This is a genomic window from Streptomyces chiangmaiensis (genome assembly GCF_036281785.1).
Lineage (GTDB): Bacteria > Actinomycetota > Actinomycetes > Streptomycetales > Streptomycetaceae > Streptomyces > Streptomyces chiangmaiensis.
The window spans coordinates 1-14,296 of sequence record NZ_JAYWVC010000078.1; the positions used below are offsets into that span (position 1 = coordinate 1).

11 protein-coding genes and 2 pseudogenes are annotated in these 14,296 nt (G+C 71.7%); 6 read left to right on the plus strand and 7 right to left on the minus strand.

All coding sequences use genetic code 11. The annotated features are described in order from the left end of the window. Positions 1–600 precede the first annotated feature (600 nt). Positions 601–1,116 (plus strand): immunity 21 family protein, encoded by a 516-nt coding sequence (locus tag VXC91_RS22085; RefSeq protein ID WP_329509039.1) that lies wholly within the window; start codon positions 601–603, stop codon positions 1,114–1,116. Between the two features lies 1 nt (position 1,117). After that, complete coding sequence (locus tag VXC91_RS22090; protein ID WP_329509040.1) at positions 1,118–1,963, plus strand: SDR family oxidoreductase; 846 nt, start codon at positions 1,118–1,120, stop codon at positions 1,961–1,963. Between the two features lie 46 nt (positions 1,964–2,009). Here VXC91_RS22090 and VXC91_RS22095 read toward each other — a convergent pair whose 3' ends face one another. Together VXC91_RS22095 and VXC91_RS22100 are read right to left on the minus strand one after the other, a co-directional pair. Next, on the minus strand, positions 2,010–3,704 hold the full coding sequence (locus VXC91_RS22095; RefSeq protein ID WP_329509041.1) for a DUF885 domain-containing protein: 1,695 nt from the start codon (positions 3,702–3,704) through the stop codon (positions 2,010–2,012). A gap of 55 nt (positions 3,705–3,759) precedes the next feature. Continuing rightward, positions 3,760–4,263, minus strand: coding sequence for an Lrp/AsnC family transcriptional regulator (locus VXC91_RS22100; RefSeq protein WP_329509042.1), 504 nt, complete (start codon positions 4,261–4,263; stop codon positions 3,760–3,762). Between the two features lie 60 nt (positions 4,264–4,323). Here VXC91_RS22100 and VXC91_RS22105 point away from each other — a divergent pair, with 60 nt between their 5' ends. Next, positions 4,324–5,547, plus strand: a complete 1,224-nt coding sequence (locus VXC91_RS22105) for a trans-sulfuration enzyme family protein (protein ID WP_329509043.1) — start codon at positions 4,324–4,326, stop codon at positions 5,545–5,547. Between the two features lie 121 nt (positions 5,548–5,668). On the opposite strand, the gene VXC91_RS22110 is transcribed toward VXC91_RS22105, so the two are convergent. The 3 genes and pseudogenes from VXC91_RS22110 to VXC91_RS22120 form a co-directional block, all read right to left on the minus strand. Next, positions 5,669–7,090, minus strand: coding sequence for a GNAT family N-acetyltransferase (locus VXC91_RS22110; RefSeq protein ID WP_329509044.1), 1,422 nt, complete (start codon positions 7,088–7,090; stop codon positions 5,669–5,671). 295 nt (positions 7,091–7,385) lie between these two features. Continuing rightward, positions 7,386–8,972 (minus strand): annotated as a pseudogene (locus tag VXC91_RS22115) (alkaline phosphatase D family protein). A gap of 297 nt (positions 8,973–9,269) precedes the next feature. Further along, on the minus strand, positions 9,270–10,100 hold the full coding sequence (locus VXC91_RS22120; protein ID WP_329509045.1) for an alpha/beta fold hydrolase: 831 nt from the start codon (positions 10,098–10,100) through the stop codon (positions 9,270–9,272). A gap of 181 nt (positions 10,101–10,281) precedes the next feature. On the opposite strand from VXC91_RS22120, the gene VXC91_RS22125 reads away from it, so the two are divergent. Both VXC91_RS22125 and VXC91_RS22130 read left to right on the plus strand, forming a co-directional pair. Next, positions 10,282–11,166 carry an RNA polymerase sigma-70 factor gene (locus VXC91_RS22125; protein WP_329509046.1) on the plus strand — a complete coding sequence of 295 codons (885 nt, stop codon included), beginning with the start codon at positions 10,282–10,284 and terminating at the stop codon, positions 11,164–11,166. Between the two features lie 257 nt (positions 11,167–11,423). Then, a complete protein-coding gene (locus VXC91_RS22130; RefSeq protein ID WP_329509047.1) occupies positions 11,424–12,185 on the plus strand; it encodes a GntR family transcriptional regulator in 762 nt (253 codons plus the stop codon). Positions 12,186–12,312: 127 nt separating this feature from the next. On the opposite strand, the gene VXC91_RS22135 is transcribed toward VXC91_RS22130, so the two are convergent. Then, positions 12,313–13,470 (minus strand): ROK family transcriptional regulator, encoded by a 1,158-nt coding sequence (locus VXC91_RS22135; protein WP_329509048.1) that lies wholly within the window; start codon positions 13,468–13,470, stop codon positions 12,313–12,315. 145 nt (positions 13,471–13,615) lie between these two features. Further along, a pseudogene (locus VXC91_RS22140) lies at positions 13,616–13,702 on the minus strand (DNA-binding response regulator); the annotation flags it as partial. Between the two features lie 149 nt (positions 13,703–13,851). On the opposite strand from VXC91_RS22140, the gene VXC91_RS22145 reads away from it, so the two are divergent. Next, the gene (locus tag VXC91_RS22145) at positions 13,852–14,295 is read left to right on the plus strand and encodes a hypothetical protein (protein WP_329509049.1); all 444 of its coding nucleotides are present in this window, start codon (positions 13,852–13,854) and stop codon (positions 14,293–14,295) included. The last annotated feature ends 1 nt before the right edge of the window (position 14,296 follow it).

Genomic DNA, 14,296 nt, shown 5'->3' on the forward strand with positions numbered 1-14,296 from the left:
CTCTGGGGCGTCACTCGGAACGAACAGATGACGGTCTGGCTCACCGCGTTGCCCGCCGCATCCTCGGCGGCAAGCCGGGCCCAGCCGGCTCTCATACGCATGTACGTACCTCTGTACCGTCCGGGAGACCGGTGACGCGGACGGCGAACGGTGAGGTGTCCGACGGCCGCCGAACACCTGAGACACGGTGTGGACTCTCCCGCTGCGACGGCGATTGTGGTCCGCGCAGCGCAGGGCCCGGCAACCGGATCTTCGGTCACGGGAGTCGAGACTCCGCAGGTCGGCGAACGGTTGCATCGTGCAGGCCTGTTTTTGATGTGCACCAACGGTGCGATATGCGCATGTCATACCGGAAGGACCTGCGGATGATGTGACGTCATGTCCCAGTGCAGGTGGTGCCGTTCGTCGTAGGGCGCTGCCGGCGCTCTCCCTCGCAGAGTGCTTACCGCGCAAATGTGTCGCGAGCGGCGCTCGTTCGACGCCAAGCCCCGTCGGCGCCCGCCGAGGTGGCGGACTGCGGCCGTTGACGCCCTGCGGCCGAGGCGGTCCACCCGGCGGAAGCCCTGCCTCCGCGGCGCCGCGTGCGTGTAGCTTCTGAGCATGGTCAGTCATGCGGATCAAGGTGCGGTCGAATGGGTGGAGTCGGGCGGCGGGCCGCTCATCGCGATACCGGAGGTGGTGTTGCCGTTCTGGGCGGGCGCCGACGGCGACGAGACGTCCTCCGACTACGACCGGGCCTGTGAGGTCGAGGGGTACATCGGCCTGGTACCGGTCGGGGACACCCGCGCCCTGGTCCTCGGGGACGAGCCCGCCTCCACAGCCTTCCTGCCGGAGTACGGCACATTCGTACGCTGGTCTGCCGCGGATTCCGAGGCTGCGCTGCTCGACCGGGTCCCCGAGGCGCTGAGTGCCGCGGAGTGGGAGCCGGAGGTGCAGTGGGACGTGCCGGGCGACGTGGTGCTGTTCGACGCGGCCTGGCCGGGACACGAGTCCGCGCGCACCGACCATGTGCGCGTGGCGCTCGAACCGGGGCGGTACGCGGTGCGGGCGGCGTACGTGGAGCCGGGTCCCGAGGTCTGGATGGGGCTCGTCCAGGTCCGCCGGACGGGCGGTTGACGTGCCCCGGCTCGCGCCCCCGACGGCCGAGGGCCTCCGCCGTGACCCCCTGCCGCTGCGCGGCAGGACCGCCCTCGTCACCGGAGCCAGCCGACGCGGGGGCATCGGATACGCGGTGGCCCGGCGACTGGCCGCCTACGGCGCCGGCGTCTATCTGCACCACCACGTACCGCACGACGCGGACATGCCCTGGGGCGCCGACCGTCCCGAGGAGGTCCGAGCCGGTGTGCGCGCGGTGCTCGGCGACCCCGACGCGCCGGTCGCCGACGGGCCGGCCGACCTGTCCGACCCGGCCGCTCCCGCCGAGCTGATCGCGAGGGCCGCCGAGGCACTGAGCGGACGGCTCGACATCCTCGTCGTCAATCACGCGCTCAGCGGCAGCGACGGCACGCTCGACACCATCGACACCGCCATGCTGGACGCCCACTGGGCGGTGGACACCCGCTCGGTGCTGCTCCTGGTCCAGGCGTACGCCCGGCTGCGCGCGGCGATGCCCCCGGGCGGACCGGGCGGGCGGGTGGTGATGATGACCTCCGGGCAGGACATCGCGGGCGGCATGCCCGGGGAGATCGCCTACGCCCTGCAGAAGGGTGCCCTCGCTTCGATCACACGCTCGCTGGCGACCGCGCTCGCGGAGCAGGCCGTCACCGTCAACACGGTCAACCCCGGCCCTGTGGACACGGACTACCTGACCGGCGATGCCTACGAGGCCGTCGCCGCGCGCTTCCCGGCCGGACGTTGGGGCATGCCGGACGACCCCGCCCGCCTGATCGCCTGGCTCGCCACGGACGAGGCGGCCTGGATCACCGGGCAGGTCATCGACTCCGAGGGCGGCTTCCGCCGGTGACGGCCGGACCCGGAGGCGATACCCCGGGCCCGGCCGCTCGTCCGGCTCAGAGCTGCGACAGTTCGTCCACCAGGTCGTCCAGGCCGAGCGAGCCTTGCGAGAGCGCCGCCATGTGCCAGGCCTTCGCGTCGAACGCGTCGCCGTGGCGCTTCCTGGCGTTCTCCCGGCCCAGCAACCAGGCTCGTTCGCCCAGCTTGTAGCCGATCGCCTGGCCGGGCATCGAGAGGTAGCGGACCAGCTCGCTCTCCACGAAGTCCGCGGGACGGCTGCTGTGGGCGCCGAAGAACTCCTGCGCCAGCTCGGCCGTCCAGCGCTCGCCGGGGTGGAACGGCGAGTCGGCCGGGATCTCCAGCTCCAGATGCATGCCGATGTCGATGATGACGCGGACCGCCCGCATCATCTGGGCGTCCAGATAGCCGAGCCGCTGCTCCGGGTCCGTGAGGAAGCCGAGCTCGTCCATGAGGCGCTCCGCGTAAAGGGCCCAGCCCTCCACGTTGGCGCTGACACCGCCCACCGTCGCCTGGTAACGGGAGAGGTTGTGCGCCACGTGCACCCACTGGGCGAGCTGCAGATGATGGCCGGGGACACCCTCGTGGTACCACGTCGAGACCAGATCGTACGCCGGGAACCGGGTCTGGCCCATCGTCGGCAGCCAGGTCCGCCCGGGGCGGGAGAAGTCGGCGGACGGAGCCGTGTAGTACGGCGCCGCGGCGCCGCCGGGCGGCGCGATGCAGGACTCCACCCTCCGCACGCGGTCGGCGAGTTCGAAGTGCGTGCCGTCGAGCGCCTCGATCGCCTCGTCCATCAGCCCCTGGAGCCAGGCGCGGACCTCGTCGACGCCGTCGATGTGGGTGCCGTGCTCGTCTAGGTGCGCCAGCGCGACCCACGGCGTCGCGGCCCCGGGCAGGACCTTCTCAGCCTCCTGCTTCATCTCGCCCAGGATCCGGTGGTACTCGGACCAGCCGTACGCATACGCCTCGTCGAGGTCCAGGTCCGTGCCGTTGAAGTAGCGTGCCCAACGGGCGTAGCGCTCGCGGCCGACCGTGTTCGGCGCGCCCTCGATCGTCGGCGCGTACACGTCGCGCACCCAGTCCCGCAGCTCCACGATGGCCGCGGTCGCCCCACGGGCCGCCTCGTCGAGCTCCGACCGCAGCGCCTCGGGGCCCTGGGACGCGAACTCCTCGAACCAGCCGCGGCCCTGCCCGTCCGTGTCCGACCACTCGGTGAGCTGCTCGATGAAGGTCGCGGTCGGGCGCGGTCCCGCATACAGCTTGCGCTCGAGGCCGAGGGTGAGGGACTCGCGGTAGCCGCCCACCGCGGCGGGAACGGCGCGCAGCCGCTCGGCGATCGCCGCCCAGTCCTCCTCCGTCTCGGTGGGAGTGATCGTGAAGACGTCGCGCGCGGAGTGCACCGGGCTGTGCAGATTGCTCACCGTCCTGAGACCCTCGTCGGCCTCGTGCACGGCGAGTTCCGCGGTGAGCCGCTCGCGCAGCAGGCGGGCGCACCGTCGCTCGATGTCACTGTCCGCGCCCGGGCGGCGCTCGGCCTCGTCGAGCCGTGCGAGGGTCGCCCGCGCCAGCTCGGCGAGTGCCTCCTGGCCCGCGGGCGATGTGTCGGGCAGCTTGCTCGAACTCTCCTTCACACCCAGATAGGTACCGGTGACGGGGTCGAGGGCGACGAGGGCGTCGACGTAGGCGTCGGCGACCTGCCGGGGCAGAGGGCTCCTGGTGGTGTCTGACATGCGGACCATCCTGATACGACCATGCGGTTCGCGTCACGGGGATTCCGCGCTGGGCTTAGGCCTGTTCAGCGGGTTTCGGCAAGCCGTGCCCCGGTGGCAGCAGGGGGCCGCAGTCCCACTGCTGGAAGATCAGCCGGGTCTCCACCCGGGCCACTTCCCGCCGGGCCGTGAACTCGTCCAGGACCAGTCGCTGAAGATCCGCCATGTCCGCGACTGCGACATGCACGAGGTAGTCGTCCGGACCGGTGAGGTGGAAGACGGTGCGGGACTCGGGCAGCGCCCGGATCCGGTCCACGAAGGGGCCCACCAGCTCCCGCCGATGCGGTCTGACCTGCACCGACAGCAGCGCTTCCAGTCCGCGCCCCAGCTTCGCCGGGTCGAGCCGCAGCTGATGACCGAGAATGACGCCCGAGCGGCGCAGCCTCGTCACCCGGTCGAGGCAGGTCGAGGGCGCGACCCCGACCTGAGCCGCGAGGTCGCGGTACGTCATCCGGGCGTCGTTCTGCAACAGCCGCAGAAGACGCAGATCCACCGGGTCCAGTACGACGGATTCAGCCATGCGGCGAACGTAACACGGCCTTCGGCGTCGTGACCCCGGCCGGTGTTCAGTCTGCCACCCATGGAATCCCGTACTCATGGCGCGTACGACGCGCAGGACGGATGCCCGGTGGATCTCCCCGCCCGCCGGTCACTCACCACCGAGGCCGTGCACGCCGGACGCGAGGACCTCGCCGAGTTGGGGCTGCACGCCCCGCCCCTCGACTTCTCCACGACGTACCCCTCGTACGACAGCCGTGACGAGGCCGCCCGCATCGACGCCTTCGCGGCCGACGGCGCGGAACCGGACGGACCGCCCGTCTACGGGCGGCTCGGCAACCCCACCGTCGCCCGCTTCGAGACCGCGATCGCGCGACTCGAGCGCACCGAGAGCGCGGTCGCCTTCGCGAGCGGCATGGCCGCGCTCAGCGCCGTCCTGCTCGCCAGGAACACGCTGGGCCTGCGTCATGTCGTCGCCGTACGACCGCTGTACGGCTGCAGTGACCATCTGCTGACCGCAGGGCTGCTGGGCAACGAGGTGACCTGGACCGACCCGGCGGGCATCGCGGAGGCCCTGCGCCCCGACACCGGTCTTGTCATGGTCGAGTCCCCGGCCAATCCGACGCTCGCGGAAGTCGATCTGCGCGCGGTCGCCCACGCCTGCGGCTCGGTTCCGCTGCTGGCGGACAACACCTTCGCGACACCCGTGCTGCAACGACCCGCCGGGCTGGGGGCGCGACTGGTGCTGCACAGTGCCACGAAGTACCTCGGCGGGCACGGCGATGTGATGGGCGGGGTGGTGGCCTGCGACGAGGAGATGGCGCGCCGGCTTCGCCAGATGCGCTTCGCGACGGGCGCGGTGCTCCACCCGCTCGCCGGCTACCTGTTGCTGCGCGGTCTGTCGACGCTGCCGGTACGGGTCAGGGCCGCGTCGGCGTCCGCGGAGGAACTCGCCCGCCGGCTCGCCGGGGACCCGCGGGTGGCTCACGTCCACTACCCGCGCATCGGCGGCGCGATGATCGCCTTCGAGGTGCACGGCGATCCTCATGCGGTGATCGGCGGTGTCCGCCTGATCACGCCCGCGGTCAGCCTCGGCAGCGTCGACACCCTCATCCAGCACCCGGCGTCCATCAGCCATCGCATCGTCGACGCGACGGACCGCCGGGACGCCGGGGTGAGCGACAAGCTGCTGCGGCTGTCGGTCGGCCTGGAGGACGTCGAGGACCTCTGGGCCGATCTGGACGGTGCGCTGGAGGCGGAGCGGGGTCCGGGCCACCGGCTGCGGCAGGAGGTCGCGGGCCGGTAGTCCGGGTGTGGCGTGGGCTCGGCGACCGCGTCGGTCCGGTCGCCCGCCCCCCTACGGCGAACGGCCCGGCGGAGTTCGCCGGGCCGCTTTCCGGGGAGTGTGCGCGGGAGCGCACGGTGGGTCAGTCGCGTGTGCCCCGCGCCCCGCGCGACTCGCCGGCCTGCCCGTACGGCAGACGCGAGGCCACGGGCGTCGCGTCCAGGCGGGCGGTGATGACGAGGGTGCCCTCCTCGATCTGGTAGTCGAGGGGCAGTTTGAGGCCGCGCATCGCGGCGACCATGCCGGTGTTGGACGCGCGGGTGACCGCGTAGACGTTCTCGCACCCCGCCTCGACCGCCATCGTCACCAGGCGTCCGAGGAGTTCGGTGCCGATACCGCGCTGCTGCCACGCGTCCTCCACGAGCAGCGCCACCTCCGTCTCGTCACCGTCCCACAGCAGGTGTCCGAGGCCCACGATGCGGCCCGAAGTCGTCTGCACCGCGAGGGTGCGGCCGAAGCGGGGGCTGAGCAGGTGCTTGAGGTAGCGATCCGTGTCCCCTGCCGGCCCGTGGTAGCGCATGCCGAGCGTGCGGGCCGAGCATCGTGCGTGCATCTCCTTCGCCGCCGGGAGGTCCGAGGTATCGGCCCGCCGCACGGTGATGGCGTTGCCCTCGGGCAGCGTGAGCACGTCCTGGCTGCGAGGGATGCGGGGACCGAGCCGGGTGTCCAGTTCCACCAGGGCCCGTGCCCGCGCGAATTCCGTCGGCGTGAACGCCAGATACGGCCGCTCCACCGTGATCACCCCTCCCTCAGGCGCCCGTAGGCGCATCGCTGTGTCCTCAAGGGCACCCTCGTCGGGGACGTCCTCCTCCGGCCGGCCGGAGGACGGGGTGACGGAGGGCAGGGAGCGGATGGTGCACCGGCCGAGCAACTGCCGTAGTGCGAGCGGTAGTTCGGCCGCGTCCAGTGCGGTGCGCGTGGCCAGGCCCAGCATCCGGGTCGGAGCGTCCACCAGGTCGTGCGCGTCGGCCCGCTCGATCCAGCTCTCGGTGCCGCCGGCCGACGCGACGGTCCGCGTGATCCCGGCCGCTTCCAGCTCCGCCGGGGCCCGCAGCAGGAACTCGTCGACCGTGCCCTGCGCCAGCGGGTGCGTCTGCAGGCTGAGGATGTCGATCCGGAGGGCCGCCAGCGCCGTGGCCAGCGCGGCCAGCGAGCCCAGTTCGTCGCGCACCGTCGTCCGCATCCGCCACAGCGCGGTCGCCCCGCCGGTCGTGCCGGTTCCGGACGGCCCGGCCTGCCGCTTCTCCGCGGGGGGCCGGGCTCCGGTATCGCTCACGGGCGGTGCGTGACCGTGGCGGCGTGCCCACCATGTGTGGAATCCGGCCGTCGCGACGAGCGCCACCGCGGACAGCCCCAGGAGTGCGGGTCCGTCGGGCGCGTGCCCGACGAGGTTGGCCACGGCGTCGGCCACCGCTACCGCCGTGAACAGGGCGGCGAGCTCGATCAGATCCCGGCGCCAGCGGTGCACTGGACGACCGTGCTTGGCCCGCTTCACATCAGACATGTCTGGAGTCATGGAACCACTGTGAAGGAAGGGTGTTGCGTGATCACGAACGTTGTGTGTCTGATGGGTAAAGTATGCTTTTGTCCTTTTTTGTTGCACTTTTGACCATGGTGTGGCGCGCGGACATTCGCGGCCAAGTGCCCGGCCGGAAGCCGCGCACCGGGGGATGACTCCGGTGCGCGGCACGGTGGCCGAGGGTACGCGAGCCGTCGGCCGAACGGGGAACCGGGGCGCCTCGGCCCGGCGTTCGGACGTCTCCGCTGCCCGCCCTCAAGTCATCCTCAAGGAGCGGGAGTTACTGTCCCACGCGGCCCGGCTGCAATATCTGCGTGAACAGCACGGTCCCGTCCTGCTCGCGCGGCCTGACGGTCAGTTCCCCGCTGTCCCCGTCGATGTCGACCTCGCCGAAGATCTGGTAGCCGCCCGCGGGGGAGACGTTCGAGGCCGTCGGGGCCTTCACGAACACCCGCTCCGGGCCGAACGTGTCGTCCAGCGCGCTCGCCGGGAACGCGCCGGCGTTGAGCGGTCCCGAGACGAACTCCCAGAACGGCTCGAAGTCGGTGAACGCGGCGCGCGAGGGCTGGTAGTGCTGCGCCGAGGTGTGGTGGACGTCCGCGGTCAACCACAGCGTGCCGGTGATCCGCCGGTGCTTGACGAAGCGCAGCAGCTCGGCGATCTGCAGCTCGCGGCCGAGGGGCGCGCCCGCGTCACCCTGTGCCACCGCCTCGATGTTCGGCCGACCCTCCGTGGTGTCCGGCACGACCAGCCCGATCGGCATGTCCGCGGCGATCACCTTCCACACCGCGCGGGACCGGGACAACTCCCGCTTGAGCCACTCCAGCTGCTCGGCCCCGAGGATGCCCTGCGGGTCGACGGTCTGGTTGTCGGGCGAGTTGGCACTGCGGTAGGCGCGCATGTCCAGGACGAAGACGTCCAGCAGAGGGCCGTATGGCATGACCCGGTACACCCGGCCGTTTCCGGTCGCCGGGCTGGAGGGCGGAGAGAGGGAAGTACTCGCTGAACGCGCGCCGGGCCCGGGCGGCGAGCACGTCGATGCTCTTCTCGGTGTAGCGCGGGTCCGAGGAGCTGATGACCTCGCCCGGGTACCAGTTGTTGCGGACCTCGTGGTCGTCCCACTGGATGATCGACGGCACCTGGGCGTTGAACCGCTTGAGGTTCTCGTCCAGCAGGTTGTAGCAGAAGTTGCCGCGGTACTCCGCCAGGGTCTCGGCCACCTTGGACTTCTCCTCGGTGGTGATGTTCCGCCAGGTACCGCCGTCGGGCAGGGCCTGCGTGGTGGAGAGCGGGCCGTCGGCGTAGATGTTGTCGCCGCTGCAGAGGAAGAAGTCCGGGTCGAGCTTCGCCATGGCGTTGTAGATCGTGTAACCGCCGAAGTCGCTGTTGATGCCCCAGCCTTGGCCCGCCAGGTCGCCCGACCACAGGAAGCGCACCCCGCGGCGCCGCACGAGCGGCGTCGTGCGGAAGGTGCCTCGCACGGGTTCGCCGGTGCGCCGAGGGTCGTCCGGGTCCGCCAGCAGTACGCGGTAGTGGATCTGTTCACCCGCCGGAAGCCCGTGCAGCCGCGTGCTGCCCGTGAAGTCGGTGTCGACGCCCAGCAGAGGACCGTGCCATCGGCGCGCATTGCGGAACGACTCCGTGGCGGCGGTCTCGACGATCATCCGGCCGGACGGTCGGAGCGCACCCAGATGAGACCGGAGTGGGTGGTCACATCACCGGCCTGGACACCCCAGCCCGCCTTCGGGCGTCCCGACAGGGCGAACGCCGGTGCCGCGCCGAGCGTGGTGGGCAGGGCGAGGGCCGCCGAGGCGGCCAGGGAGCCGCGCAGCACGCTGCGGCGGCCTGGTAAGGGACGGTGTGACATGAAGCGCCTCCAGGGACGGTTCCGGCCGACTGGCACTGCCACAACTACTCGTGTGCCGCAGCGGACATGGAAACCGCACATGAACAACTGCCCCCTGCGACACGGGGTCGAAAGAGCGCACGAGGAGTTCCGGATACGCCGGACGGCGGCAGCGCGCGCCACGCGGGGCGTCCGCCACGAGGCCGCGCGGACCTCCGTGAGCGAGCTCGTGAGTGAACGAGTGACCCTGGATGCGGGCGCGTCGGACCTCGAGCGCGCGCCGGATCGGCTGCCCCACAGGCCTTGCGATGGAAGAGCTCAGCGGCTGCCGTCCAGGATGACGCGCGCGACCAGCGCCGGGTCGTCGTTCATCGGGACGTGCCCGCAGCCGGGCAGTCGCACGAGCCGGGCCTTGGGGACGATCTGCTTGGCGCGGACGCCCTGACGGCGCACCAGAAGCCGGTCCTTGGTGCCCCACGCCACGGTGACCGGCAGTCCGGGCAGGTCCCCCGTGAACCGGACAGTGGCGCCCGCCCGCAGGGTCGCGGCGAACCCTTCGGCGCGGGCCAGCGCCAGCGTTTCGGCGACGACGGCCTCGGGCGAACGGCGTCCGGGGCGGGCGTAGATGGAGCTCGTGAGCACCGTCCGGCCGGCCGCCGTGCGCGACAGCCGCTCCACGACCGGCAGCGGAATCCGCTGCGCCGTGTGCCGCATCGCGAGCAGCACCGCGAACGCGTACCGCCGCTCAGCCGTGGTCCAGAACCCGGCCGGTGAGAAGGCGGTGACGGACCGTACGAGCTTCTCGCGGCCCAGTTCCAGGGCCAGCAGACCCCCGAGGGAGTTGCCCGCGACATGCGGGCGGCCGATGTCCAGCGCCGCGCACAGCGAACCGAGCGCGGGCACCACGGTCGACAGGTCGTAGGCGAGTCCGTCAGGCAGGGCCGGGGACGCGCCGAAGCCGGGGAGGTCGACGGCGATCACGTCGCGCTCGGTCGCGAGGATGTCCACGACCGGGTCCCAGGCCTGACGGTGATGGCCGATTCCGTGCAGCAGAAGGAGCGGTTCGCCGGCGCCCACACGTGCGTAGGAGACGGTCACAGTCCGTGGGCCGTGCGCAGAGGGGACGCTGAAGGAGACCGTGGCGGGCATACTGCTGCTCCTCGTCTGGGACACGCCGACGAACGCTGTCGTAGACAGCTTGTCAGCAACTGCTACCGGCGGGTAGCCCCCGAAAGTGATGAACCTCACCCGCGCGGCGACCTGTTGATCGTGTCGTGTCCGACAGCGACATCGCCTGGACAGGGCGGACTGTGTCGGATGGGATGGAACGGTGACCACTGACACCGCGACCGAGGTCTTCGAAGAGCATCGTCCCGTGCTGATGGGTGTCGCCTACCGCATGCTCGGCCGGGTCGCCGATGCCGAGGATGTGGTTCAGGAGGCGTGGCTGCGCTGGTCCGGCGCCGACCGCGACGCCGTGCGCGCGCCGCGCGGCTACCTCGTGCGCATCACCACCCGGCTGGCCCTCGACCGGTTGCGTCAGGCGCAGTCGCGCAAAGAGGCGTACGTGGGCCCCTGGCTGCCCGAGCCCTGCGCCACCGACTTCGACGGCACCGTGCCGGACACGGCGGACCGGGCCGTGCTCGCCGACTCCGTCTCGCTCGCCGTCCTCGTCGTCCTGGAGTCCCTGTCGCCGCTGGAACGCGCGGTGTTCGTGCTCAGAGAGGCATTCGGGTACCCGTTCGCGGACATCGCCACCACGCTGGATCGCAGCGAGGCCGCGGTGCGCCAACTCGCCGGGCGGGCCCGCCGACACGTCGACGAACGACGGCCGCGCTATGAGGTCGACCCGGCCGAACGCCGCGATCTGACCGAGCGGTTCCTTGCCGCGTCGGTCGAGGGCGACCTCGACGGACTGATGCGATTGCTGGCCCCGGACGTCCGCCTGGTCGGGGACAGCGGTGGTCGCACCAAGGCCCCGCTGCGGGTCCTGGAGAGCGCCGACAAGGTCGGCAGGTTCATCGTGGGCGTGGCCGGCAAGGGAGTCCAGGACGCCTCGTTCCGCTTCCTGGAGCTCAACGGCGGAACGGCCCTGCTCGTCCTGTCGGGCGGCAAGCCGGACACCTTCTTCCAGGTGGACGTCGTGGACGGGCGCATCCAGTGCATCTACATCATCCGTAATCCGGAGAAGCTGGTGTCCCTGCCCGTCGGATAGCCGCCGGGCGCGCATCCGCGGAGAGCTCTGGTTCATGAACGTTTCCCGAACCGGGGCTTCGCCGCCCGGCACCGGCGGCGTCCACCGCGAACGGCGAGTGAACGCTCTGCGGTGCGAGACCTATGCGGTGCGTAAGGGATCGAGGATTGGTCTTGACCAAGGGTGGGGGCCGCCCTATGGTCGCAGAGAAGTGCAACAACCTTTAATAAACAAGGGCGCTTAAACGCCGCCGCGCCACGGCGATTGCGGAGGACAGGGTGGGGACCACGCAGCTGGAATCGGTGCCGGAGCCCAAGTACTGGCACCTCAAGACCGTACTCACCGAAGCACTCGACTCGGAGTTCTCCGTGGGCGAGATCCTGCCCAACGAGCGGGACCTCGCGGCCCGCTTCGGCGTCGCCCGTGCCACGCTCCGCCAGGCGCTCGAACAGCTCGAACTCGAAGGCCGGCTGCAGCGCCGCCGCGGCGTGGGCACCACCGTCGCACCGCCTCGCATGGGCGTGGCCGTGGGTTCGGAGGAGCACATCTGGCCGAGCGCGGCCGACGACGCCTGGCAGTCCACCGACTGTACGGTCGCGCTCCCGCCCGCCGCCGTGGCGGACCTCCTCGAGACCGAGCGGGACGAGAAGGTGCACACGGTGCGCCGCTCCCGGGTTACGCACGGGCAGCCCGTCGCGGCCGAGCTCCTCTACATCCCCGCCTCCTCGGTGCCCGACCTCTCCGCCATCGACGCGCCCTCGGGGACCGCCCGCGCGCGTGCGGTGATCCGCGAGCTGCAGCACCTCGAGCTCGAGGGCCAGGACCAGGCCGTCGAGCTGGGCTCGGTCAGCGCCGAGGACGCCAAGGAGCTCGACCGGCTGCCCGGCGCGCCCGTCCTCGTCGTCACCACCCGCTTCTACGCGGACGCACGCACCGCCGCCGTCTCCGTCGCCACCTACCGCGCCGACACGTGCCGCCTCACCTTCGGCGCCACCGGCGGAGTGGAGATTCACCACGACCCGGAGCGCCACGCCTCCTGACCACGTCGCCGGGCGACCGTGGCCGTTCCACGGTCCACCGGCCCTCCCGAGAGCCACACCCGCCGCGCCCCGGACACATCCGTCCGGGGCGCGCCGTCCTGTGCGGCCGGTCGTCACGGGGCGCGGCTCAGCGCCGTGCCGTCACCGTGCCCTCCACCGCGAACAACTGCTCCTCCACGTGGTCCAGCGCCAGCCGCAGTGCGCCGGTCGCCACCGCGGCCTCGCCCAGTTGGGACAGGGTCACCTTCGGGGGGCGCAGACAGTAGCGGGCCAGCTCGTGCCGCAGCGGAGCGAGAACGCCGTCCAGGCCCGCCGCCCAGCCGCCGATGACGACCAGTTCGGGGTCGAGTGCCAGGACGAGCGCCGCCACGTCGTGCACGAGCCGCTGGATGAAGCGGTCCACAGCCGCGCGGGCCCGCTGATCGCCCTCCCTGGCGAGCGCGAACACGTCCGCGACCTGTTGCTCGTCCAGCGGATGCAGCGGCTGGTCCGTGGTCGACAGCAGCGTCTCCGGACTCGCCTCGCGGCCCAGCAGGTGCAGCGCCCCGATCTCCCCGGCCGCACCGCCGAAGCCGCGGTGCAGCCGTCCGCCGATGAGCGCACCGGCGCCCGGACTCAGCCCGGCCAGCACGAACACGACGTCGTCGGACTCGGTGGCCGCGCCCTTCCAATGCTCCGCGACCGTCGCCGCGTTGGCGTCGTTCTCGACCAGCACCGGGCACTTGAAGGAGCGGCTGAGCCGATCGCCCAGCTTCAGACCGGTCCACTCGGGCAGCGCCGTGCCCAGCCGCACGGTCCCGTCCGCCTCCACGATTCCGGGACTGCCCACGCCGACCGCACGCAGCGAGTCGCGCGCCACGCCCGCCCGGCGAAGCAGCTCGGCCACCGTGCTTCGCAGGCGCTCCAGGCGCTCGTCCGCCGGCGCCGCCTCGGACACGTCCTTGGACAGGGTGCCGAGCTCTCGGCCGTCAAGACCGGCGAGGACCGCGGTCACGCGGTGTGCGCCCACGTCCAGGCCCAGCAGATGGCCCGCTTCCGCCCGGAACCGGAACCTCCGCGCGGGCCGTCCCTGTCGCCGGGCCGCGCCCTCTTCAGCCGCCTGTTCCACCACGAGCCCGGCCTCGATCAGCCCCTCGACGACGCCCTCCACGGTCGGCCGCGACAGCCCCGTCACCCGGGTGATCTCGGTGAGCGTCGCACAGTCCGTGGCGCGCAGCGCATGCAGCACCACCGCCGAGTTGATCCTTCTCAGCAGAGAGGGGTCCCCGCCGGTCAGCCGCCCCAACGTCCGTCCTCCCAGCTCGTGCGCGTGTTGGGCGGATCGTACTCGGCGCCGCGCACACCCGCGAGGGTCAGGCACCGAACGAGCGGATCGACCTTCGGGGCCCGGCCCGACGCCGCCGGGCAAGCGTGCCTCCGCCCCCGGCGCCTCAGCCCGGTACGACGAACCCGGACTCGTAGGCCGTGATCACCGCCTGCGTGCGGTCACGCGCCCCCAACTTCGCGGTGACGGCGGCGTGGACGGGTGCGGCGCTGCTCGCGGGTGCCTGGAGCCTGGAACGCCGGGTCGCCTGACCACTTCAGGCAGCTGACGTCGTGGGACGAAGGGCCCGGCGAGATGGCTGACCCTCCGCCAATTGTCAGTGATGACTGCTGTACTGGACGCATGACCATCGACCAGCACCTGGCCACGATCGACCTGCTGTGCGCGCGGGAGTTCCCCGCGCGGCGCGGTGAGTCGGACGTGGGATTCGGGGGACCGGGGTTCCACATCGCCGCGTTGGCGGCGAGTGCCGGCCTCGGTACGGGTGACGGCGCTGAGCGGGAGCGCTGGGCGGAGGATCTCGACGCCTGGAAGGAGGCCATCGCCCAGCGACTGGACGACCGATGGGGGGAGGGACTGCGCTGGTGGTCACTGACCGTCGGCGTGCGCAAGGCACGCGGCGAAGAGATACCGGAGCCCTGGGCGACGCTCGGCGACCTCGTGGACGAGATGTATCTGTGGCAGGTGGACGGCACCGGCCCATGGGTCGCGCTCGGCGTGGCCGAGCGTGACGGGGCGGACGAGATACGACTGCTGGCCGCGGTCACGGACCGGGACCCACCCTGAC

Coding starts and splice junctions, on each gene's coding strand:
- VXC91_RS22095 (WP_329509041.1), bottom strand. CDS start 3,704: ATGTCAGACACCACCAGGAGCCCTCTGCCCCGGCAGGTCGCCGACGCC.
- VXC91_RS22085 (WP_329509039.1), top strand. CDS start 601: ATGGTCAGTCATGCGGATCAAGGTGCGGTCGAATGGGTGGAGTCGGGC.
- VXC91_RS22145 (WP_329509049.1), top strand. CDS start 13,852: ATGACCATCGACCAGCACCTGGCCACGATCGACCTGCTGTGCGCGCGG.
- VXC91_RS22100 (WP_329509042.1), bottom strand. CDS start 4,263: ATGGCTGAATCCGTCGTACTGGACCCGGTGGATCTGCGTCTTCTGCGG.
- VXC91_RS22110 (WP_329509044.1), bottom strand. CDS start 7,090: ATGTCTGATGTGAAGCGGGCCAAGCACGGTCGTCCAGTGCACCGCTGG.
- VXC91_RS22105 (WP_329509043.1), top strand. CDS start 4,324: ATGGAATCCCGTACTCATGGCGCGTACGACGCGCAGGACGGATGCCCG.
- VXC91_RS22120 (WP_329509045.1), bottom strand. CDS start 10,100: ATGCCCGCCACGGTCTCCTTCAGCGTCCCCTCTGCGCACGGCCCACGG.